This is a genomic window from Streptomyces luomodiensis, from assembly GCF_031679605.1.
Taxonomy (GTDB): Bacteria; Actinomycetota; Actinomycetes; order Streptomycetales; family Streptomycetaceae; genus Streptomyces; species Streptomyces luomodiensis.
This window is the reverse complement of the sequence record NZ_CP117522.1, coordinates 8353706-8375044: the sequence shown is the minus strand read 5'-3', so window position 1 is coordinate 8375044 and position 21339 is coordinate 8353706. Positions and strand designations below refer to the sequence as shown.

22 protein-coding genes are annotated in these 21339 nt (G+C 72.8%); 11 read left to right on the top strand and 11 right to left on the bottom strand.

The window, feature by feature from the left end; translation table 11 throughout:
• Positions 1-26 precede the first annotated feature (26 nt).
• Complete coding sequence (locus PS467_RS35355; RefSeq protein ID WP_311038627.1) at positions 27-581, top strand: TetR/AcrR family transcriptional regulator; 555 nt, start codon at positions 27-29, stop codon at positions 579-581.
• Between the two features lie 107 nt (positions 582-688).
• On the opposite strand, the gene PS467_RS35350 is transcribed toward PS467_RS35355, so the two are convergent.
• From PS467_RS35350 to PS467_RS35330, 5 genes are all read right to left on the bottom strand, one after another.
• On the bottom strand, positions 689-3220 hold the full coding sequence (locus PS467_RS35350; RefSeq protein WP_311038626.1) for an ABC transporter permease: 2532 nt from the start codon (positions 3218-3220) through the stop codon (positions 689-691).
• A 385-nt stretch (positions 3221-3605) separates the two neighbouring features.
• The gene (locus PS467_RS35345; RefSeq protein ID WP_311038625.1) at positions 3606-4370 is read right to left on the bottom strand and encodes an ABC transporter ATP-binding protein; all 765 of its coding nucleotides are present in this window, start codon (positions 4368-4370) and stop codon (positions 3606-3608) included.
• 163 nt (positions 4371-4533) lie between these two features.
• On the bottom strand, positions 4534-5184 hold the full coding sequence (locus tag PS467_RS35340) for a response regulator (RefSeq protein ID WP_268975765.1): 651 nt from the start codon (positions 5182-5184) through the stop codon (positions 4534-4536).
• Complete coding sequence (locus PS467_RS35335) at positions 5181-6476, bottom strand: sensor histidine kinase (RefSeq protein WP_311038624.1); 1296 nt, start codon at positions 6474-6476, stop codon at positions 5181-5183. Before PS467_RS35335 ends, PS467_RS35340 begins: the two co-directional genes overlap by 4 nt.
• Positions 6477-6539: 63 nt before the next feature.
• A complete protein-coding gene (locus PS467_RS35330) occupies positions 6540-6755 on the bottom strand; it encodes a tautomerase family protein (protein WP_268975763.1) in 216 nt (71 codons plus the stop codon).
• Positions 6756-6976: 221 nt separating this feature from the next.
• On the opposite strand from PS467_RS35330, the gene PS467_RS35325 reads away from it, so the two are divergent.
• The 4 genes from PS467_RS35325 to PS467_RS35310 all read left to right on the top strand — a co-directional run bounded on the left by PS467_RS35325 (position 6977) and on the right by PS467_RS35310 (position 10528).
• Complete coding sequence (locus tag PS467_RS35325; protein ID WP_311038623.1) at positions 6977-7849, top strand: helix-turn-helix transcriptional regulator; 873 nt, start codon at positions 6977-6979, stop codon at positions 7847-7849.
• Between the two features lie 197 nt (positions 7850-8046).
• Positions 8047-8937, top strand: a complete 891-nt coding sequence (locus PS467_RS35320; protein WP_311038622.1) for an aldo/keto reductase — start codon at positions 8047-8049, stop codon at positions 8935-8937.
• Positions 8938-9089: 152 nt separating this feature from the next.
• A complete protein-coding gene (locus tag PS467_RS35315) occupies positions 9090-9698 on the top strand; it encodes a 3'-5' exonuclease (protein WP_311038621.1) in 609 nt (202 codons plus the stop codon).
• A gap of 74 nt (positions 9699-9772) precedes the next feature.
• A complete protein-coding gene (locus PS467_RS35310; RefSeq protein WP_311038620.1) occupies positions 9773-10528 on the top strand; it encodes a dienelactone hydrolase family protein in 756 nt (251 codons plus the stop codon).
• A gap of 57 nt (positions 10529-10585) precedes the next feature.
• On the opposite strand, the gene PS467_RS35305 is transcribed toward PS467_RS35310, so the two are convergent.
• Together PS467_RS35305 and PS467_RS35300 are read right to left on the bottom strand one after the other, a co-directional pair.
• Positions 10586-11488 carry a serine hydrolase gene (locus PS467_RS35305; protein ID WP_311038619.1) on the bottom strand — a complete coding sequence of 301 codons (903 nt, stop codon included), beginning with the start codon at positions 11486-11488 and terminating at the stop codon, positions 10586-10588.
• Positions 11485-12414, bottom strand: a complete 930-nt coding sequence (locus PS467_RS35300) for a LysR family transcriptional regulator (RefSeq protein ID WP_311038618.1) — start codon at positions 12412-12414, stop codon at positions 11485-11487. Before PS467_RS35300 ends, PS467_RS35305 begins: the two co-directional genes overlap by 4 nt.
• A gap of 141 nt (positions 12415-12555) precedes the next feature.
• Between PS467_RS35300 and bla the strand changes: the two genes are divergently transcribed.
• Complete coding sequence (gene bla, locus PS467_RS35295) at positions 12556-13476, top strand: class A beta-lactamase (protein ID WP_311038617.1); 921 nt, start codon at positions 12556-12558, stop codon at positions 13474-13476.
• Positions 13477-13548: 72 nt separating this feature from the next.
• On the opposite strand, the gene PS467_RS35290 is transcribed toward bla, so the two are convergent.
• A complete protein-coding gene (locus PS467_RS35290) occupies positions 13549-13842 on the bottom strand; it encodes a hypothetical protein (RefSeq protein ID WP_311038616.1) in 294 nt (97 codons plus the stop codon).
• Positions 13843-13952: 110 nt separating this feature from the next.
• Positions 13953-14414 carry an RrF2 family transcriptional regulator gene (locus PS467_RS35285; protein WP_311038615.1) on the bottom strand — a complete coding sequence of 154 codons (462 nt, stop codon included), beginning with the start codon at positions 14412-14414 and terminating at the stop codon, positions 13953-13955.
• A 181-nt stretch (positions 14415-14595) separates the two neighbouring features.
• Between PS467_RS35285 and PS467_RS35280 the strand changes: the two genes are divergently transcribed.
• A complete protein-coding gene (locus PS467_RS35280) occupies positions 14596-15714 on the top strand; it encodes an NADH:flavin oxidoreductase (RefSeq protein WP_311038614.1) in 1119 nt (372 codons plus the stop codon).
• Positions 15715-15837: 123 nt separating this feature from the next.
• Here the strand turns inward: PS467_RS35280 and PS467_RS35275 are convergent, their stop codons facing one another.
• On the bottom strand, positions 15838-16272 hold the full coding sequence (locus PS467_RS35275) for a DUF5707 domain-containing protein (protein WP_311038613.1): 435 nt from the start codon (positions 16270-16272) through the stop codon (positions 15838-15840).
• 300 nt (positions 16273-16572) lie between these two features.
• On the opposite strand from PS467_RS35275, the gene PS467_RS35270 reads away from it, so the two are divergent.
• Genes PS467_RS35270 through PS467_RS35260 form a run of 3 tightly spaced genes read left to right on the top strand, consistent with a single transcriptional unit; the run spans position 16573 to position 19891 of the window.
• The gene (locus tag PS467_RS35270; RefSeq protein ID WP_311038612.1) at positions 16573-18876 is read left to right on the top strand and encodes a sensor histidine kinase; all 2304 of its coding nucleotides are present in this window, start codon (positions 16573-16575) and stop codon (positions 18874-18876) included.
• Positions 18873-19556 (top strand): response regulator, encoded by a 684-nt coding sequence (locus PS467_RS35265; protein WP_311038611.1) that lies wholly within the window; start codon positions 18873-18875, stop codon positions 19554-19556. Before PS467_RS35270 ends, PS467_RS35265 begins: the two co-directional genes overlap by 4 nt.
• A gap of 23 nt (positions 19557-19579) precedes the next feature.
• Positions 19580-19891 carry an SCO4225 family membrane protein gene (locus tag PS467_RS35260; protein WP_311038610.1) on the top strand — a complete coding sequence of 104 codons (312 nt, stop codon included), beginning with the start codon at positions 19580-19582 and terminating at the stop codon, positions 19889-19891.
• A gap of 27 nt (positions 19892-19918) precedes the next feature.
• Here the strand turns inward: PS467_RS35260 and PS467_RS35255 are convergent, their stop codons facing one another.
• On the bottom strand, positions 19919-20581 hold the full coding sequence (locus tag PS467_RS35255; RefSeq protein WP_311040057.1) for an IclR family transcriptional regulator: 663 nt from the start codon (positions 20579-20581) through the stop codon (positions 19919-19921).
• A 206-nt stretch (positions 20582-20787) separates the two neighbouring features.
• On the opposite strand from PS467_RS35255, the gene PS467_RS35250 reads away from it, so the two are divergent.
• Positions 20788-21261, top strand: a complete 474-nt coding sequence (locus tag PS467_RS35250; protein WP_268975747.1) for a nuclear transport factor 2 family protein — start codon at positions 20788-20790, stop codon at positions 21259-21261.
• Positions 21262-21339: the final 78 nt, after the last annotated feature.

Below are 21339 nucleotides of genomic sequence, written 5' to 3'. Positions count from 1 at the left end.
CCGACCGGCACCAGGAGAACGGCGAGATGAGCAGTCCCGAGACCGCGGAACTCCGGATACTCGACGCGGCCGAGGCCCTGTTCTACGGGCGGGGCATCCAGGCGGTGGGCATGGACCAGATCCGCTCCGCGTCAGGTGTCTCCCTCAAACGGCTCTACCAGCTCTTCCCGTCCAAGGGGGACCTGGTGCAGGCGTACCTGCGGCGGCGCGACATCCGGTGGCGGCAGAGACTGGCCGCGTACGCCGAGACCCGGAGCACGCCCGAGGAGAGCGTCCTGGCGGTCTTCGACTGGCTCCACGAGTGGTTCGGCGAACCGGACTTCCGCGGCTGCGCCTTCGGCAACTCCTTCGGAGAGCTCGGGGCCACCTCGCCGGCCGTCGCCGAGACGGCACGCGCGCACAAGGAGGCGTTCTTCCGGTATCTCGCCGATCTGACAGCCGCCGCGGGCAAACCGGCCTCGCTGGCCGGCCACGTGGCGCTGCTGGCCGAAGGCGCCATCACCACCGCGGCGATCACCGGCAGCGCCGAACCCGCCCACCGGGCGAAAGAGGCGGTGCGCCTCCTGCTGGCGGCGGCGTAGCGGCTCACACCGCCTCCCGTGCGCCACGCCCGCCCCGCCTCCCGTGCGCGCGGCCCGCCCCGCCGGCCCGCACCGCCTCCCGTGCGTACGCCCGCCCGTGACGGGCCTCAGTCCGCCTTGAGGGCCGTGAGGATGTTCAGCCGGGCCGCCCGGCGGGCGGGCCAGAGCCCGGCGATCACCCCGACGAGTACGGCGCCCGCCAGGGCCACGGCGATGCGGTCCCAGGGGATGACCATCTCGTACCCCTGGATGCTGTCCGAGACGAGCCTGCCCGCGGCCCAGCCGAGGAAGAGGCCCGCGCCGATGCCCAGCAGGGCCCCGAAGAGCGAGATCAGGACGGACTCCAGGCGGACCATCCGCTTCGTCTGCTCGGGCTGGAGCCCCACCGCGCGCAGCATCCCGATCTCACGGGTGCGCTCGAACACGGACATCGCGAGGGTGTTGACGACTCCCAGGACGGCGATCACCACGGCCATGGCCAGCAGTCCGGAGAGGACGTCGAGGAGCAGTGTGACGGCCTCGCCGCCGGCCTCCTCGGCCAGGTCGTCGGTGTTCCGCACCTGGATGAGGGGGTTGTGGTCGAGGGCGCGCTGGAGGGATCGCCGGGCGATGTCGCCGTCACCGTCCTTGGTGCGCACCCAGACCGCGGTGTCCTGGACTTCCGTCAGATGGGGCTGGAGCGTGGCCAGCGGCATCATCGTGGCCGGGAGGAAGTCGTTGCCGCGGTAGACGCCGCCGATCCGCAGGGTGTCCCGGCTGCCGTCCTCGTAGACCACCGGAACGCGCCGGCCCGTGGTCCATCCGTGGAGGTCGGCGGTGGCGGTGTCGATGAGCAGGCTCTTGCCGCCGCCCGCGCCCAGTGCGGTGGGCGACCCCGACACGAAGTCCGGGTGGACGAGGTCGCCGATGGTCCGCGGGTCCACACCGGTCAGGTCCACCGCGTCGCCGCCGATCCGCACGGTGCCCGTGCGCCGCGGGCTGGAGGAGGTCACCTCGGCGGACTTCGCCAGGGTGTCGTGGACCGACGCGGGCAGGGGGCCGCTGTTCCGCGTCGAGATCTCGAAGTCGGCCGTGACGGTGTTCTCGGCTCCTCGGTGCAGCGATGTGGTGGCGGACACCGCGACCACCGTGAGGCCGGTGACCAGGGACAGCCCGATCATCAGGGCCGAGGCCGTGGAGGCGGTGCGCCGCGGATCGCGCCGGGCGTTGCGCGGCGCCAGCGTGCCCGGGACGCCGAAGCGGCGCAGGAGGGGGCCGGCCAGGGCGATGGCCGGGCCGGAGAGCGCCGGTGTCACCACGATGATGCCGAGGAGCAGCAGGGCGGCCGGGAGGAGGACGAGGGTCGTGCCCTCGTCACCGCTGGACGTCGTGACCAGCACCCCGAGCACACCGACCACGATCAGGGCGGCGCCGGTGATGTTGCGCCTGCGCAGGCCGCGGACCGGCGGGGGCGTGTGGAGCGCGGACATGGCCGCCACGGGCGGCACGGTGGCGGCGCGGCGGGCCGGCAGATAGGCGGCGAGCATGGTGACGACGACGCCCACCAGCAAGGAGACCACTGCGGTGCGCGGGGCGACGATCAGCGGCCCGTCGGGGAAGCCCGACCCGGTGGACCCGAACAGCTGCCGGATGCCCATGGCCACGCCGATGCCGAGGAGGAACCCGGCCGCGCCGGCGCACAGCCCCAGCAGGGCGGCCTCGATGAGGACGGAACGGGTCACCTGACGGCGGTGGGCGCCGACGGCCCGCATCAGGGCCATCTCCCGCGCACGCTGGGTGACGAGCATGGTGAAGGTGTTGCCGATGACGAACACGCCGACGAACAGCGCGATGGCCGCGAACACGAACAGCACCTGGTTGAGCTTCTCCGCCCCCTCGGCGGCCTGGGCGCGCTGCTGCTCGCGCAGCCGCGCTCCCGTGCTGATCTCGGAGTTCTCGGGCAGCAGATCGCGCACTTCGGCCGCGAGCCGGTCCTCGGATACGCCGCGGCCGGCCTCCAGGCCGACCCCGTTGTACTGGCCGGGCTTCAGGAGCAGCCGCTGCGCCGTGGCGTTGTCGAAGAGCGCGAGGGTGCCGCCGGAGCCGTGGGTGTCGTCGGTACGGACGATGCCGACGAGTTTCTTGTGCAGCACCGGTCCGTCGACGGCCAGCCGAACGGTGTCACCGAGCTGGTAGCCGCCCCGGTCGGCGGTGTCGGCGTCCAGCAGCACCTCGCCGGGGCCAGTGGGGGCCCGTCCGGCGGTCAGGGGGTGGCGGGCGTCCTTGCCGTCGGCCTGGGGGACGTAGTTGCCCGCGGCGGTCCGCTGATCCTCGCCGAGGGGGTGGCCGTCCTTCGCGGCCACGGCGGCGAAGCCGTCGACGGAGCCGGTGACGGACGCCACGCCGGGCAGCTGTCGCAGGCGCCGCAGCGTGTCCTCCGTCAGGGTTCCGGGCTCGCCGGTCTTCTCGTCGAACGGGGGTGTGGCCTGGACCGAGACATCGCGCAGGGTGGTGAGGAAACGCTCCTTGTAGGCGTTGCCGACGGTGTCGGTGAAGACGAGGGTGCCCGCGACGAAGGCCACGCCGAGCAGAACGGCGAGCATGGTCATCAGCAGACGGGCTTTGTGCGCCAGGACGTTGCGCACGGCGGTACGGAACACGGGGCGGCCTTCCGGGAGGGTGCCGGTGGGAGGGCTTGGGCGGAGGGGGCGGACGTGAGACGTCGCGGCGTCAGACATCGCGGCGTCAGACATGCGCGCGGCCGTCAGACGTGCGCGGCCGTCAGGCATGCGCCGCTCAGACCCGCACGGCGTCAGGCTTGCGCGGATCAGGCCCGCACGGCGTCAGGCGTTGCACGGCGTCAGACATGCGCGGCGTCACGTGTGGGGCCAGACTTGCGCGCGTCAGACGTGCGGGCGTCAGACTGCGCGGCGTCAGACGAGCGGGCGTCAGACGTGCGCAGCGTCAGGCGTGCGCTGTATCGCTTGACGCAGCGTCAGACATGCGCGCAGCGTCAGACATACGCGGCGTCAGACATGCGCGGCGTCAGACGTGTGCCGGTGTCAGGCGTCCCATCCGTTCCAGGACGGCCTCGGCGGTGGGGGCGTGGAGTTCGTCGACGATGCGGCCGTCGGCGAGGAAGACGACGCGGTCCGCGTAGGAGGCGGCGACCGGGTCGTGGGTGACCATGACGACGGTCTGGCCCAGCGTGCTCGCGGAACCCCGCAGGAACTCGAGGATCTCGGCGCCGCTGCGGGAGTCGAGGTTGCCGGTGGGCTCGTCGGCGAAGACGATGTCGGGCCGGCCGGCCAGCGCGCGGGCGACGGCGACGCGCTGTTGCTGTCCGCCGGAGAGCTGGGCGGGCCGGTGGCCGAGCCGCTCGGACAGGCCGACGGTCCGGATGATGCTCTCCAGCCAGGCCCGCTCCGGCTTGCGGCCGGCGATGTCCAGGGGAAGGGTGATGTTCTCCGCGGCGGTCAGGGTGGGCAGCAGGTTGAACGCCTGGAACACGAAGCCGACGCGGTCGCGGCGCAGCCGGGTGAGCTGACGGGCGTTCAGGGCGCCGATCTCCGTGTCGCCCACCCGGACCGATCCGAAGGACGGCGAGTCGAGACCGGCCATGCAGTGCATGAGGGTGGACTTCCCCGACCCGGACGGCCCCATGATCGCGGTGAACTGCCCCCTGACGAAGCCGACCGTGACCGCGTCGAGCGCCACCACACGGGTGTCTCCCGTGCCGTACACCTTCGTCAGGTCGGTGGCGTGGGCCGCGAAGGCCGCAGGGGCGGAAGGGGACTGATGGGCGTGCATGCGGATCCTCGGTGGACGCTCGGTGGATGTCCCTCGTGGCAGAGGGCGCCGCCGCTGGTGGCGACGTATCCGAGCGTCCCGCCGCACCCCCCGCGGGCGGATCCCCCGTTCATCCGAAAGCCGTCTCCCCCGATCGGGGGAGATCGCCGCGGGACGGCCACCGCTATTGCGCACGCCCGGTACGGAAGGCCCAGGCCGCGACCTCGACCCTGTTGCGCAGGCCGAGTTTCGCCTGGATCGAGCCCAGATGGGTTTTGACGGTGCTGGGCGCGATGTACAGCTCGGCGGCGATCTCCGGGTTGGTCAGTCCGCGGGCGATGCCCTGGATGACTTCCTCCTCGCGGTCGGTCAGCGGATCGGCCGGCTCGGCTGCGCCGGACCGCCGCGCCTTGGTGAAGTGCTCCAGCAGGCGCAGGGTGATCTGCGGGGCGACCATGGCGTCCCCGCGGACCGCCGCGCGGACGGCCTCCGTCAGCAGCGCCGGGCCGGCGTCCTTGAGGAGGAAGCCCGAGGCGCCGTTCGACAGCGCCGTGTACACGTATTCGTCGAGGTCGAAGGTGGTGACCACGACCACTTTCGGGGCTCCGGGCCGGCCACCGCCGGCCAGTCGGCGGGTGACCTCCAGACCGTCGGGCGGGGGCATCCGGATGTCCACGAGGCACACGTCCGGCCGGGTCTCCCGGGCGAGCGACAGGGCCGCCGCGCCGTCGGCGGCCTCGGCCACCACTTCCATGTCGGGCTCGGCCGACAGCACCATGCGGAACCCGGCCCGCACCAGATGCTGATCGTCCGCGACCAGGATGCGTATGGTCATGCCGTCCTGCCCTCCCGTAGCCGCAACCCGCTCCGTACGGCGTGCCGAGCCCATGCGCGCGGGTTCCGCGACGCCTCGTCGGGACGCAAGGGTACGGAGGCGCGGACCCGCCACCCGCCTTCGGGGCGGTGCCCCGCCTCGAAGCTGCCGCCGAGCAGTTCGATCCGCTCCCGCATGCCGATGATGCCGAAGCCGCCGCCGAGCCGGCCGAGGCTGCCGCGGTGTCCGGACGCGGACCCGTGTCCGTCGTCCTCGACGACCAGTTCGGCGCGGTCTGCCGCGACCCGGGCGGACACGTCCACCGACCGCGCTCCGCGCGCATAGCGCTGCGCGTTGGTCAGGGCTTCCTGGAGGACCCGGCTCAGCCCGCCGGTGACCTCGGCCGGTACGTCCTCGGGCAGGTCCCGCCCGAGGTCGAGGCGGACCGGCAGTCCGGCCGCCCGGGACTCCTCGGCGATGCGGGACAGGACCTCGCCGAGGTTCTCCGGATGGCGCGGGGTCTCGTCCCCGCGCATCGAGCCCACCAGCCGCCGCATCGACGTCAGCGCCTCGCCGCCCGCGTGCTCGACGGCCTGGAGCATCTCGTTCAGCGCCTGCGGGTCGGGGGTGCCACGTCCGGTGACATGGCGCACGGCCTGCAACTGCACCACGATCGCGGTCACCTGGTGGGCCACGGTGTCGTGCAGGTCCCGGGCCAGCGCGAGCCGTTCCTCCTGCCGCACGAGCTGTCCGGTGCGTTCCTGCTGGGCGTCGTAGAGCCGCAGCACCAGGCCGCAGACGAAGGCCAGCGCCAGGATGAGCACGGTGCTGTCGGAGAAGTCGCCGGGGTCAAAGTCCCGCAGGACCGGGACGGAGAACACGCTGACGCCGACCGCCGCCACGGCCGCCAGGGCCGGCCCAGGGGTGCAGCGGCGCACCGCCACCGCGAGGAGGATCAGCTGTCCCATGAGTTCGGTGCCGCTGGTCTCGCTGGTCACCATGTTCACCGGCAGCAGGTGGTAGGCGGCCGTGGCCGCGAAGGTGCCGGCACAGGCCACCAGCACGGCCCGCGGTACCCACCGGGGACCGCGCACGACGGCCAGCACGGCCATCGCCGCGGCCAGGGCCCCGGCGCAGACCGGCGCCCAGTCCCCGGCGAACGCCTCGGTGTCCCGGGCCGGGTCGAAGACCAGCCGTTGCCGCACGTCGTCGTAGACGGAGAAGAGGAACCACAGCGCGAGCGCGGATATCGCCGCCCGCCCCGGCCAACGTCGATAACCGGCGCGCCTGCCGGAAGCCACAGCTATTCGCACCCGCGCCACCCTACGCACCCACGGCGACGACCGGCGCACGCCCGGCCCGGCGCCGGCCAGGGGTCACTCGCCGGGCGGCTGCTGGAGCATGGCGAGGGTCAGGACGTTGCCGCCGATGCCCCAGCCGCCGTCGGTGACCTCCTCGACCAGGACCATGGTGTTGGCGCGGGCGCGCTCACCGTAGATGTCGACGTACAGCTCGGTGGCACGGGTGACGATCTCCTCCTTCTGCTTCTCGTCGAGGGATCCGGCGGGAACCTTGAAGTTCGCGAAGGGCATGGTCGTTCTTCTTTCCTGTCGTCGTTCGTGTCGTCGTTCGTGTCGTACTTCGTGTCGTACTTCGTGTCGCAGGGGTGATCGCGTGGCGGTCGGACGATGCCGCCGTCGGCGCGGACGACCCCGTCGGTGTCTCCAGGCTGGACCGGGGTTTCCGGGCCAGCCAGGGCTGTCCCCACCCAGGGGTTGTCAGCCCCTGGCTCGGCTCACCGGTACGAGGGACCATGGGGGGCGTGAATCACTCCGCATTCGCCGCGTTCCTGAAGTCCCGGCGCGACCGGATCCGCCCGGCCGACGTCGGCCTGCCCACCGGTCCACGGCGCCGGGTGCCCGGACTGCGGCGCGAGGAGGTCTCCCAGCTGGCCGGGCTGTCCGCGGACTACTACACCGAGCTGGAGCGCGGACGCGGCGCTCAGCCCTCGGCCCAGGTGCTGACCTCCCTGGCCCGTGCGCTGCGGCTGAACGGCGACGAACGCGACCATCTGTTCCACCTCGCCGACCGCCCCGTTCCCCCGGCGACGCACGGCCCGGCCGCGCAGGTCCAGCCGGCCCTGCTCGGCCTGCTGGACCGGCTGACCACCACGCCCGCGCAGATCATCACCGACCTGCACCAGATCCTCGCGCAGAACGAGCTGGCCGTCGCCCTGATCGGCCGGCCGGTGGCGGTGCGCGGCCCCGAGGCGAGCTTCGTCCACCGGTGGTTCACCGACCCGGACGCCCGTGCGCTCTACCCGCCCGAGGACCACCCCCACCACTCCCGGGTCTTCGTCGCCGACCTCCAGGCCGTGGCCGCCCGGCGCGGCCGCGACAGTGAAGTGCAGCGGATGGTGGCCTCGCTCCGCCGCCGCAGCGAGGAGTTCGCCGCCCTCTGGGACACCCACGACGTCGCCCTCCGGCGGACCGACCACAAGCGCATCGTCCACCCCGCGCTGGGCATCATCGAACTGGACTGCCACTCCCTGTTCAGCGAGGACGGCCGCCAGCGCCTGCTGTGGTTCAGCGCCCCGCCCGGCACCGAAGGCGCCGCCCAGCTGGAGCTCCTCTCGGTCATCGGCACACAGGACATGACGGCCGACGAGAACCGCACATCGCCGTGATCGGCCGATGTACATCGGCCGCCGTACGAGGCCGGGCACGGCACGCCGATCGCGCCAACGTGGTGACGTTCGGCGTACGGGGCGAGCGCACGGCCCGTCACCGGGAACCCCTGTCGCAGTACAAGCGGACGCGCTCCGGTGCGGGAAGACGGCACCGGTAGCGGTCCGCCGGTCTCCGACGCACCCAAGGAACCCGTATGAATGGACCGAATGGCCCAGCCCCTCTGCTGACCCTGAACAACGGCGTGCGGATGCCCGCTCTGGGCCTCGGCGTCTACCAGAGTCCGCCCGACGAGACCGTCGCCGCGGTGACGACCGCGATCGAGAACGGCTACCGGCTGATCGACACCGCGGCCGCCTACGGCAACGAGAAGGAGGTCGGCGAGGGCATCGCCCGCTCGGGCATCGGCCGCCAGGACATCTTCGTCATCACCAAGCTGTGGCTGACGGACTACGGCTACGACGCCGCCCTCCGCGCCTTCGACACCAGTCTCACCAAACTCGGCCTCGACCACCTGGACCTGTATCTGCTGCACTGGCCCGTCCCGTCCGCCTTCGACACCACGGTGGCCTCGTACCGGGCCGCCGAGAAGCTGCTGGCCGACGGCCGGGTACGGGCCATCGGGGTGTGCAACCACACCCCCGAACACCTGTCCCATCTCATGGCGCGCACCGATGTGGTGCCCGCGGTGAACCAGGTCGAACTGCACCCGCACTTCAACCAGCCGGAGCTGCGCGCGTTCGACGTCCGCCACGACATCGTCACCCAGTCCTGGTCGCCCATCGGCGGAGTGACGCGCTACTGGGGCGACCGGCCGAGCGAGGCCGAGGACCCGCTCCGGAACCCGGCCCTCACCGGCCTCGCCGACAAGTACGGCAAGACCCCGGCCCAGATCATCCTCCGCTGGCACATCGAGCACGGCCTGTGCGCGATCCCGAAGTCCGTCACACCCCACCGCATCGCGGAGAACATCGGCGTCTTCGACTTCTCGCTGACCCCGCACGAGGTGTCCGCCATCGACGCGCTCGACACCGGGGTACGCGGCGGTCCCGACCCCGGCGACGTGGGGCCCGACACCTTCTCCTGAGACACCGGCTCTCCTGGGGCACAGGTTCTCCTGAGGCACCGCGCGGGGCGGACACCGGGCCGTCCCGCGCCACCACCAGCCGAGGAGTAGTCTCCTGGGCAGCAGCTCGTCCGGGTTCGTTCGGCCCCCACCCCGACACGAGGAGAGACCGTTTGTCGACCTTTGTCGTGTTCGACCTTGAATTCACCTCATGGTCGGGAGCGCTCGAACGGGATTGGACGGGGCCGGGGCAGCTTCGCGAGATAGTCCAGATCGGCGCCTTGCGCATCAGTGCCGGCGATTCCGCCGAAGACCACTGTGTGGTCGAGGAGTACGAGGCGCTGGTGCGGCCGGTGGTCAATCCGCGGCTGTCCCCGTACTTCACCGGTCTCACGGGCATCGACCAGGAAACCGTGGACCGGGAGGGAGTCGCGCCGGCCGAAGCGCTCAGTGATTTCCTGGGCTTCTGCCAGGGGCAGTCCGTGCTCTCCTACGGCAACGACATGATCGTCCTCGGGGAGAACACGGGGTGGGCGCGGGCTCGTGGCGAAGAGGTCAAGAACGGCTTCCTCACCGCCGGCTTCCTGAACATCCGCCCCTGGCTGAACGCCGTCGCACCGACCACCGCATCGGCCAGTTCCGGTCGCCTGTGGGAGGCGCTGGGCCTGCCCAGACCCGTGGCCGGCCGGGAGCATTCGGCGCTCTTCGACTGCTATTCGATCGCCGCGGCGATCAGACACGTATGTGCCGGCGGGGCTCGGCTGCCCGAGGGATGCCTCTGAGGGCACGGGCCCGCCGGGTCGCCCGCGATCCGGTACTCGCCCGCGATCCGGTACGAACGAAGGAAGGACCCCCCATGACCGCAGTGCGCGGAACAGACGTGGACATCCCCACCCAGGACGGCGTCGCCGATGCCTACCTGGCCCATCCCGACGACTCCGGCCGCCACCCGGCCGTCGTGCTGTACATGGACGCCTTCGGGCTCCGGCCCCACCTGCGGACGATGGCCGACCGGCTGGCCGGGGCCGGTTACACCGTGCTGGTGCCCAACGTCTTCTACCGGCACGGGCGGGCTCCCCTGACGGAGCTGCCCGACTTCCTCGACGTCGCGACGCGTCCGGAGATCCTCGAAAAGCTCCTCCCGATCGCGGCGGAGCTGACTCCCGATCTCACGGTGCGCGACGCCGGCGCCTATCTCGACTGGCTGGCCTCCTGCCCTCAGGCCACCGACGGGCCCGTGGGCCTCACCGGCTACTGCCTGGGTGCCGGACTGGCCTTGCGCGCCGCCGGCGCCTACCCCGACCGCGTCGCCGCGATGGCCGGTTTCCACGGTGGCAGCTTGGCCACCGAGGCACCAAACAGCCCGCACACGGTGGTCGGACGGATCACCGCCGAGGTGTACTTCGGACACGCGGACCAGGACCACGCCCTTCCTCCCGAGCAGATCGAGCGTCTGGAGAAGGCCCTCGACGAGGCCGGTGTCCGCCACCGCACCGAGGTCTACGCGGGGGCCCGGCACGGCTACACCCAGGCCGACACCTCCGCGTACGACGCCGAGGCCACCGAGCGCCACTGGCAGGCCCTGTTGGACCTGTTCGGCCGCACCCTCTGAGCACGGCCGGTGACCAGCCGGACCGGGCTGGTCACCCGCTCCCGCCCCGACGTGGCCCTACAACTGCCGGAGGTGGTCGCGCAGTGTGCGGGCGATCTGCGCCATGAGGGCTTCGGCGCCGGGCTGGGTTCCGGCGGGCACGAGTGACTCGGTGAGCACCGCGATGGCGAACGCCTGACCGTCGGAGTGCTCGACGACGCCGATCTCATGGCGCAGGTTGAGCAGGGTGCCGGTCTTGGAGGACCAGGTGGTGGCGTCGGAGCTGAAGTCGGGGGCGAGCCGGTGCCGCAGCACGTTGTGGGCCATGAGGTCGCGTACCCGCCGCGCCACTTCGGGGTGGATCGCCGAGGGGGTCCACAGGGCTTGGAGCAGATCCACATGGGCGCGCGCGCTGCCGATGTTGGTGCGGGTGGTGTCGAGTTGCGGCACCCGGTGGCCGCGGCCGCTGGTGCCCGCGTCGATGGCGAGGGCGTGGGCGAGATGCCGCTGCGCGGCGTCGAAGCGCAGCCCGGGGGTTTCGGCCACTTCGCGGATGCCATGCCGGACGATGATGCCACGCAGCCCGAACTCGTGGAGCATGTCGGCGACCTGGGCGGGCGGGGTGAGGCCGAACAGCGCCTCGGCCGCCGTTCCGTCGCTCAGACAGGTGCTCAGGTAGAGCAGGTCGTCGACGGCGACCCGGGCGGGGTGGCGGAACCGGCTGAGTCCGGTGGGACCGGGTGCGGTGATCCGCCCGGGGGACACCTCGAGCATCGTCGCCCCGTCCAGTTCGCCGCGCCGGATGCGCTCCAGCGTCGCCAGCGCGAGCGGGATCTTGACCAGGGAGGCGGAGGGCAGCGGGGTGTCCGGGTCGATGCCCAGCTCGTCCCCCGTGTGGAGGTCCCGCACGAGCAGACAGCCGTGCAAGCCGCCGTCGCGCAACTGCCCGCGCAGATCGCGCAGCAGTGCCTCGGTGTTCACGCCTCCGCCCCTTCCGTGGTGTCCGGCTGGGTGCCCGCGCCCAGGCAGTGGGCGATGGCGCCGCCCAGACGTCCTTCGAGGTGCTGTGGGTTGCCGCCCGCGGCGGCGGCGAGGGCGAACCCCCGGCTGAGCGTGAGCTCACCGATGGGCCGCCACTTCAGGGCGAGTTCCGCGGCCTGCGCGGGAGAGCACAGCAACAGGTCGCGGGAGCAGAGGACTTCGGCGGCGGCGGTCGTCAGGTCGGTCGCGGCCACGAGCTGCGCGGGCCGCAGACCGACCGCGTCGCGCAGCAGGGTCAGCGGGTCGCGGATGTGCGGAACGTCGTCCTCGGGCTGGATCCAGACCCGGCGGGCCGGCCCCGGGCAAGCCCGTCCGACCCGCAGCGTCTCGAGGTAGACCCGCCGCACACCGGGCTCCTGGACACCGGCCAGTCCGAGCGGCACGGACCAGGTGGCCTCGTCCGCGGGCACCGCGAGCAGGGCGGCCCGCACCTGCTGGGCGTGGATGAGCTCCAGGCGCTGCGCCGGCGCCGCGACACGGAGGTCGAGCGTGACACCGTGCCCCCGTGCCTCGGCGACCAGGCGGGCGAGACCGGCCGTGGAGCAGATGCCGGGCACGGCGAGCCGCCACGGCTTGCGCTTGGCGGCTTCCGCCTCGTGCAGCAGCACATCGGCCGCCTGCACGAGTTGCCTGGCCACCGGCAGCATGTCCCGCCCGAAGGGGGTGAGAACGGCGCGTCGCGAGGTGCGCTCGAAGAGCTGCTCACCGAAGCGTTCCTCCAGGGCGGCCACCCGGCGGCTGGCCACCGACTGGGACATCCGGGCAGCGGCCGCTCCCACGGTGAAACTTCCGCGCTCGCTCACGCTGACGAACGCCCGGCACACTCCCACCAGATCCACACCCGGCACCCTATGCCAGATCCGCATGAAGAGGCGCACGAGCGTATTGGACCGCATAGCACCCGACGGCGAGAGTGACGACACCCGACACCACGCCCCGGCGAGGGGCCTGGTCTTCTCGTCCCCGCGCGCCCCCGCGTTGCGGGGACCCATCCGGAGGTTTCGACCATGCGATTCACCCGTGCCCGCCACACCGCCCTGGGCGCGCTCGCCGCGCTCGCGCTCCTCGTCCCACTGACGGCCTGTGGCCAGGACGGGTCCCCGGACAAGCCGAAAGCGTCGAGTTCCTCATCCGCCGGCGCGACATCGTTCACCGGCGAGTTCAAGAAGCTGGAGCGCGCCTACGACGCGCGGCTGGGGGTCTACGCCATCGACACCGGCACCGGACGGGAGGTGGCCTATCGCGATGGCGAACGGTTCGCCTACGCCTCCACGTTCAAGGCGCTGGCCGCCGGCGCCGTCCTGCGGAAGTACTCGCTGAGCGGACTGGACCGAGTGATCAGGTATTCCCAGGACGATCTGCTCGACTACGCCCCCGTGACCGAGAAACACGTCAAGACCGGGATGACCCTGGGCGCACTGTGTGACGCCGCCGTGCGCTACAGCGACAACACCGCGGCCAACCTGCTCCTCGACGCGCTCGGCGGCCCCAAGGCGCTGGACGCCACGCTCGAGAAGTTGGGCGACGACGTCATCCACATGGAGCGCCGTGAGCCGGAGTTGAACGTATGGGCCCCGGACTCCACACGCGATACGAGCACACCGCGGGCGATGGCCGAGGATCTGCGCGCGTTCGTCCTCGGCGATGTCCTCGGCAAGGGCGAACGCGCCCGGCTCACGAAGTGGCTGCGGACCAATACCACCGGCGACAAGCTGATCCGGGCCGGGGTGCCCAAGGGCTGGGTGGTCGGCGACAAGACCGGAGCCGGCCGCACCTACGCCGCCCGCAACGACATCGCCGTGGTGTGGCCTCCCGACAGCGCTCCCATCGTCGTGGCGATCATGTCGAACCGCGGCGACAAGGACGCCGAATACGACGACAAGCTGATCGCGGACGCCGCCTCCGTCGTGGCCGACACGCTGCCGTAGCGCGTCTGCCCACAGCGGTCTCCGGGCCGGCCGTCCGGCCCGGAGAGCAGGGGCGACGGATACGTCCGGCCATCAGTGGCCGTCCCGCTCCTCCGCCTGATCGGTGCGCGTGGCGCGGTGGCGCAGGCGCCCCAGCAGGGCGGTGCCTCCGACGACCATCCCGATGGCGATGACCCTCGCCGCCTGGTAGTAGTCGACCGTCCGGTCGTCGTCCGACGCGCTGCCCGGCATCCCGAGGGCGGACCACCCGGCCGCGGCGATGCCGAACACGATGAGGCCGACCGCCCCCATCGGCCCGATCCCCCACCACCACGGGCTCGAGCCGTCGTGCTGGTCGTCTGTCCGGTGGCGTTCGTCGGCAGTCACAGTGAACTCTCTCTGAGGGCAGGGGCGAGAAAGGCCCGGGAAACGGCCCGGGACAGGAAAGACGTCGGCCGGGGCCCACTGGTTCACTGCCGAGGGCGAACCGCGCCGGTTCAGGCCCGCTGCGCGCGGTCCGCGTCGAGACGGCGCAGTTCCCGCACACTGTCCGCGAGCGTACGGTCACCCAGCGACGCGAGCACCGCCTGCTCTGCCTCGGCGGTGAGCGCGGCGAAGTACTCACCGGCGTGTGTGGTCACCTCGCACACGGGCTCCGCTTCCGGCGAGGGGGCCCACAGCGGCTTGTCGCCGACGGCACAGCGATAGATCTCCGCCAGGGTGATCCGGTCGGCCGGCCGGCCCAGCCTGGCCCCGCCGGTACGGCCCTTGACGCAGACGACGAGCCCTTCGTCGGTCAGCGGTACGAGGAGTTTGCGGATCAGACTCGGGTTGGTGTTCAGCTTGTGAGCCAACTGGGCCGAACTCAGCGGCGGGGATCCCTCCCTGTCGCCGGCCACCGCGAGGAACATCATCAGCCGCAGCGCACGCGAGAACCGGATGTCCAGCACGGTCTCCACCTCCGCCTCCGCCCGCAGATCGGCACAGCTTACTCGACGGTCCGTGCCACCCCTGCCGCATATGCAATCGATACAGTTGCAGTTTACGCCGGTAAAAGCGTATCTTTCAGATGCACATTTTAGGAGTCCGGGAAACACCGGAAGCGGCCACCCCCGGATACGTCACGGCAGGAGAACAACAGTGAGCACTCGCGCGGCCACGGCACTGTCCCGTCCGTTCACACTGGGTTCGGCCAAGCTGCCGAACCGCATCGTCATGGCGCCCATGACCCGCCAGCACTCCCCCGACGGCATCCCCGGTGAGGACGTCGCCGCCTACTACGCGCGCCGGGCGGCGGCCGGGACCGGTCTGATCATCACCGAGGGCACCACCGTCGACCACAAGTCCGCCGGTTTCCACGACGCCATCCCCCGGTTCCACGGCGAGGCGCCACTCGCCGGCTGGGGACGGGTCGTCGACGCCGTGCACGCGCAGGGCGGCGCGATCATGCCCCAGCTGTGGCATGTGGGCATACAGCGGCCCGCCGGAGCGCCGCCGTTCCCCGACGCCCCGTCCCTGGGGCCGTCCGGGATCGCGCTGGACGGCACGCCCGGCGCGGGCGGGACGATGACCAGCGCCGACATCGACGACGTCATCGGCGCCTTCGCCGAGGCCGCGCGGGAGGCCGAGCGGATCGGTTTCGACGGCGTGGAACTGCACGGCGCACACGGCTACCTCATCGACCAGTTCCTCTGGGAACGCACCAACCGGCGCACCGACGCCTACGGGGGCGACCTGGCCTCGCGGACCACCTTCGCCGCCGACCTGGTGGCCGCCATCCGCGAGAAGGTCGCGCCCGACTTCCCCGTCGTCCTCCGGTTCTCCCAGTGGAAGGGCGAGCACTACGAGGTCCGGCTCGCCGAGAACCCCAAGGAACTGGAAGCCGTGCTCACCCCGCTGGCCGAGGCGGGGGTCGACGCGTTCCACGCCTCCGGACGCCGCTACTGGCAGCCGGAGTTCCCCGACACGGGCTCGGACCTGAACATCGCCGGGTGGACGAAGAAGCTCACCGGCAAGCCGGTCATCACCGTCGGCTCGGTCGGCCTGGACGACGCCTTCCAGAAGGCCTCCATCAACGGTGCGGAGGCGGCCGTGGAGAGCATCGACCGGCTCCTCGACCGCCTGGAGCGGGACGAGTTCGACCTCGTCGCGGTCGGCCGCGCACTGCTCGCCGACCCGCAGTGGGCCGACAAGGTCCTCACCGGCCGGCTGAGTGAACTCGTCCCCTTCAACCGGGACGCGGTGCAGTCCCTGTACTGACCGCGCGGTGAGCGCGCACGCGGTCGGCGCCACCGTCACCGTCCCGTGGCGGTGGCGGCTGTTCCTGCCCGGTGAAGGGGAACCGGGCGCCGGGCGACCGGGGCGACCGAAGGGCCCGCGCGATCAGCGCGTGACCTGGAACTCGGCGGCGCGGGACACGAACGCCGTGTTCCCGTCCCCGCCCGTCGCCAGTGCCGAGACGTACCACGTGCCCTCGGTCGCCTCGGCCCGCGTCACCCGGACCGTGTAGGTGCAGCGGGACGTGCCGGACGTGAGGCTCCGGCACGTGGCGCTCTCCACGGACCGCAGTTCGCTCTCGGTGGGGTCGAGCTTCGAGCTCGCCGGCCAGGCCAGGACCTTCAGGTCCGCGACGCCCGAGTCGTCATGGACGTCCGCGGTGAAGGTGAGCGAGCCCGAGCGGTCGGCGGACGGCGCGACGTAGCGAACCGAGGTGTTCGCCAGGGTCGGCGCCGTGGCGCCCCAGGCGGTCGTCGCGACGACACCGCCGCCGACGACGACCGCACCGACGCACGAGGACAGCAGAACGCGCTTGGACATGGGAGAACCTCCGAAGTAGGCAGGAAAAGGGAATCGTCGCTCCGCGGGATCGTCGCTCCGCGGGATCGCCACTGCGGTGCTGAAGCCGACGAGGCAGTGCACGGAAGGGCGGTGAAGAACCGCCGGCCGGCCGCCTCATCGACATGATCGAGCCTATGGCCCGCGACGGCGTCCGCTCCTCACGCCGCGGGATGATCAGCGCCTCCAACCGGAGACAGAGTCTGCAACCCCGGTTGGAGATCCGGCTCCGCCTCCAGCCGGAGCCGGGGCGGAGGGACGCGCTCCTAGACTCTTCGCATCATGAAGCGAACCGACGACCGGTGGGCACCGGTCCTGCTGACCTGCGTCCAGGCCGTGGTGTGGCCCGGGGCGGCGCTGGTGCGCGGCGCCGTGCCGCCCGCGGCCGCCCTTCTCGGGGCGGCGCTGGTCGCCGGGGTGACCACGGCCGCGCTCGCGCTGCGCCGCACCCGGCCCGTGGTCGCGCTCGCCGTGGCCGTCGCCGCTTGTGCGCTGGGTGCCGGGCCGCTGCCCGCCGGGGCGGTCGCGGTGCTCGGCACAGCGGGCGTGGCGCTGGCCCTGTGCACCGTGGCGACCGAGCGCGACACCTTCACCTCGGTGCTGTGCGTGGTCACGCTCGCCGCCTGGCAGCTCCTGTACGGGATCAGCCTCCACGGGCTCAGCGGACCCGACGGTCTCGACCTCGTCCTGACCGCCCTGCTGTATGCCGCCGCGTGCGGCGCCGGCCTGCGGGCCCGGCAGGTCCGGCGGGCGAGGGCCACGGCCGAACGGCTGCTGGCGCGGGCCGAGGCGGAGCGCCACCGACTCCCGGCGGTCGAACGGCGCCGGATGGAGCGCGAGCTGCACGACGTCAGCGCCCACCATCTGACGGCCGTGGTGGTCACGGCGGGCGCGGCGCTCGGACTGCGCGACCGCCGCCCCGAACTCGTCGAGGAGGCACTGCGGTTCGCGGTCGACTCCGGCCGTGAGGTCACCCGGGCACTGCGCTCGGTCCGGGCGCCGGCGCCCGCACGGGAGGAACAGCCCTCGCCGGAGGAACGGCTGACGGCGCTGGTGGCCGGATTCCGCCGGCTGGACCAGCGGGTGGACTGCGAGATCGACCCGCTGCCGGACGGCGCCGTCGCGGACGCGGCGTACGGCATCGTCCGCGAGGCGCTGACCAACGTCGCACGCCACGCCCCCGGGGCGCACACACGGGTGCGCTGCCGGTACGGCGACACCGGCACCGAGGTCGTCGTCACCAGCGCGGCGCCGGAGGCCGGTTCGCCGGCGCACGGCGCGGGGCTCGGCTCCGGGCGCGGCCAGGGTTTCCTGCGGTCCCGGGCACGGGAGGCGGGCGGCACGCTGACCAGCGGCCCGACGGCGGACGGCGGCTGGGAGGTGCGCGCGGTGCTGCCGGGGCGGAGTGCCGCGCCGGTGGAGCGGACCGTCCCGCGTACCTACCGCCTGGCGCAGCTCACGGCCGCTGTCGGCCTGTGGTGGCAGCCGCTGCTGCCCTCGCTGATCATCCGGCCGGAGACCGCGCCGAGTGGGGCGCACATATCGGCCGGGCCGCTCTTCACGCTGCTGGCCATCGCCCAGGCGGTCGCGCTGCTGTGGCTGCGCCGGGCGCCCCGTACCGCGCTCGGCGTCCTGTGCGGCCTGGCCCTGCTCTGGCCGGTGGCGATGGCCGCGGGAACCTATGGCGGACCGGTCCTGCTGCCGCCCGCGCTGAGCATGCTCGCCACTGGTGCGGCGCTCGCGGTGACCGCGGCCCGGACCTGCCTGGCCGCTGACGCTCCGCGCGCCCCGGCGTACCTCGGCACGGTCGCGGCCGTGGCGGCACACGCGGTGGCCGCGACCGCGGCCGTCCTGGGCCGGGGGACGACCGTCGCCGCCTGGCAGGTCGCCGCGGGCGCGACGGCCGGGGCCTGCCTGGTGGTCTGCGCCGCCCGGTGGGGCGGGACACGGTGCGGGCGACGGGAGCGGACCGCCCGGAACGCGCGGGACGCACGCCTCGCCGGCTGGACCGAGGAGGCCGTCCGGGACGCCTGGGCCGAGCGCCGCCGGATCACCGTCGGCCTGGAGACCACCGTGCTGGACCGCATCACCGACATGGTCGCCGAGGCGGAGGCGGGCCGCCTCGACGCCACCGCCGAACGCGCCCGCGAGGCCCTCGCCGCGATGCGCGCCCTGCTCGACGCGGTCCGGGACGGCGAGACGGCGCCCGCCCTGCGGCCGCAGCCCACCCTCCAGGCGCTCGACCTGCTCGTCCGCCAGTGCCGGGCCACCGGCCGCGACGTCGAGGTCCGGCCGGCCGGTCGCCTGCCGGAACGGCTGCCCACCGCGGTGGACCTGGCCGCCTACCACGTCGCCGAGACGGTGCTCGCGGTCGCCGGGGAGGAGCCCGCCGTGCTCGAACTCGACGCCGCGCACGACGTGCTGACGCTCACCGCCACCGGTGTGCCGCGCGCCGCCGCGCCCGTCGTACGGGAGCGGCTGACGGCGCGGGCCACGGCGCTCGGCGGCACCCTGACCACCGAGCCACCGGGCACGGTCCGGCTCGCCCTGCCCCTGGCACGGAACGACGAGGAGGGGTGGCGATGAGCCTGAAAGTGCTGGTCGTCGACGACCAGGGAATCGTCCGGGCGGGGTTCGCCGCCGTGATCGACGCCGAGGAGGACATGACGGTCGTCGGCGAGGCCGGTGACGGCGCCGCCGCGGTGCGCCTCGCCGCGGAACTGGCGCCCGACGTCGTCGTCATGGACGTCCGGATGCCCGAGCTGGACGGCATCGCGGCCACCCGCATCATCACCGGCCACCAGGACGCGCCGCGCGTCCTGGTGCTGACCACCTTCGACCTCGACGCGTACGTCTTCGACGCGCTGCGCGCCGGCGCCTCCGGGTTCCTGCTGAAGGATGTGCGCGCCGCCGAACTGCTGCGGGGCATCCGCGTGGTCGCCGCCGGCGAGAGCGTCCTCGCCCCGTCCGCGACCCGCCGGCTCATCGGCCACTACACCTCCGGACCGGGTCCCGCGCACCGGACCGGGTACGCGCACGGGGCGCTGGACAGCCTCACCGGCCGGGAACGCCATGTGCTCGGCCTGGTCGCCTCCGGCCTCAACAACGCGGAGATCGCCGACGCACTCGGCATCACCGTCGGCACCGTCAAGTCCCATGTCAACGCGCTGCTGCGGAAGCTCGGGCTGCGCGACCGGGTCCAGGCGACGATCCTCGCCTACGACCTCGGCCTCGCCCGCCCCAACCCGCCCGACCTCCACACCTGACCCCGCCCGAGGAGCCCACCGCCGTGACCGCCTCCGCACCGTCCTTCCCGCACCGCCTGCGCCGGGCCCTCACCCACGTCGTCGCCCTCGGCTACCTGGCGCTGTGCGCCGCCCTGCTGCTGTGGGCGGTCGCCGTGCACCTCTTCGGCGACGCGGAGGGGTCCATGGCGGGCGTGATACCGATCCTCGCCACCGCCCCCGGCAGTCTCCTCGTGCTGATGCTGCCGACGCCCGACGGCATCCCCGGGATCGTCCTCACCGTCGCCTTCGGTGCCCTGCTCAACGCCGCGGTCATCGGCTGGTGCGCCCGCGCACTGACCCGCGGCACGGCGTGACGCCGCGGCTCCGCTCGTCGTCGCTTCCTAGTCGAGCAGTTCGCCCAGGCGCGCCGCGGCGCGGACGACGACGGCGCCGAGTTCGTCGATGGCGGTGTGCTCGAACACCGAGATGCCGATACTGGTGGTCGCCTCGCCGCCACGCGCCGGGACGGCGGCGGAGATGCCGGTCACGGCGGGGATGACCTCGCCCGTGGTGACGGCGTACCCCTTGGCGCGGGCCTCGGTGACCTCGGGGCGCTCCCCTTCGCGGTGGGGGCCGCGGGCGAGCAGGGCGAGGCCGCCCGAGCCGTGCTCGATGGAGTGGGTCTGACCGGGCCGGAAGGACACGTGCACCAGGGCCCCGCGCGGTTCCACCACCATGAGCGCGCGCATATCGGCGGCGCCCTCGCGGACCAGCAGGTGGGCGGTGGCGCGGGTGGTCTCGGCCAGCTCGTCGAGGATCGGGCGGGCCAGTGCGCGCAGATCCTGCTGGACGGGTTCGGCGAGGCTGACCAGACCGGTGCCGAGGACGATCCGGCGCTGGTGGTCACGGCGGCAGAGCTGGTGCGCCTCCAGGGTCCGCACCAGACGGTGGGCGACCGTGCGGTGCACCCCGATGGCCTCCGCCAGCTCGCTGACGGTCAGGCCCCGCGGGTGTTCCGAGAGGACTCTGAGGATCAGCAGCCCGTGGTGGAGCGTCTTGGACATGCCGGAATCGACCTCGGGGACCGACGGGGTCTGCGGTGGTGAGTTCACGAATCCATCCCTTGACGGGTTTCAGCCAGGCTGCCTATGCTCCCATTATTCGCACAGTGAGTGCGATTATCGCACACAGCTTTTGTGCGGAGCAAGCTCCCGCTCCGGCCGCTCGGGACGGCCGCCGGCGCGGGACCTCGTGCCGAAGGGACGCCCGCATGAACCCCAGCGCGCCAGCGTTTCCCGCCAGCGCCCGGCTGGCCGAAAACCCTCAGCTCGCCGACATCCACCAGCTCTACGCCCTCCAGAGCCATCTCATCGACGGTGGCCGGGCCGCGGAATGGGCCGCGACCTTCACCGCCGGGGCCACCTTCGACTCACCGAGCTACCCGGCACCGGTGACCGGCACCGCCGCCCTGACCGCGTTCGCCGAGCGGTTCGCCGCCGACTGCGCCGCCGAGGGCGTGGTGCGCCGGCATGTGATCGGCAACATCGCCGTGACCGGCGACGACGGGGCCGGAACCCTGCGGGTGGAGGCCTATTTGCAGATCGTCGCCACCCCCCGGGGCGGGACACCGCGCACCGAGCGGTTCACCACCCTCACCGACCAGGTCGTCCACGACGGCGACGGGTGGCGGATCGCCGCCCGCACCGTGCGCCGCGACGACCTCCCCGGCGCCGCCGGGGCATGACCCCGGCCCCGCGCCCGTACCCCGCCGCCCCGTACGGCCGCCTCCCGCGTCCGTACGGCGGCGGACCTCCCCGGCGTC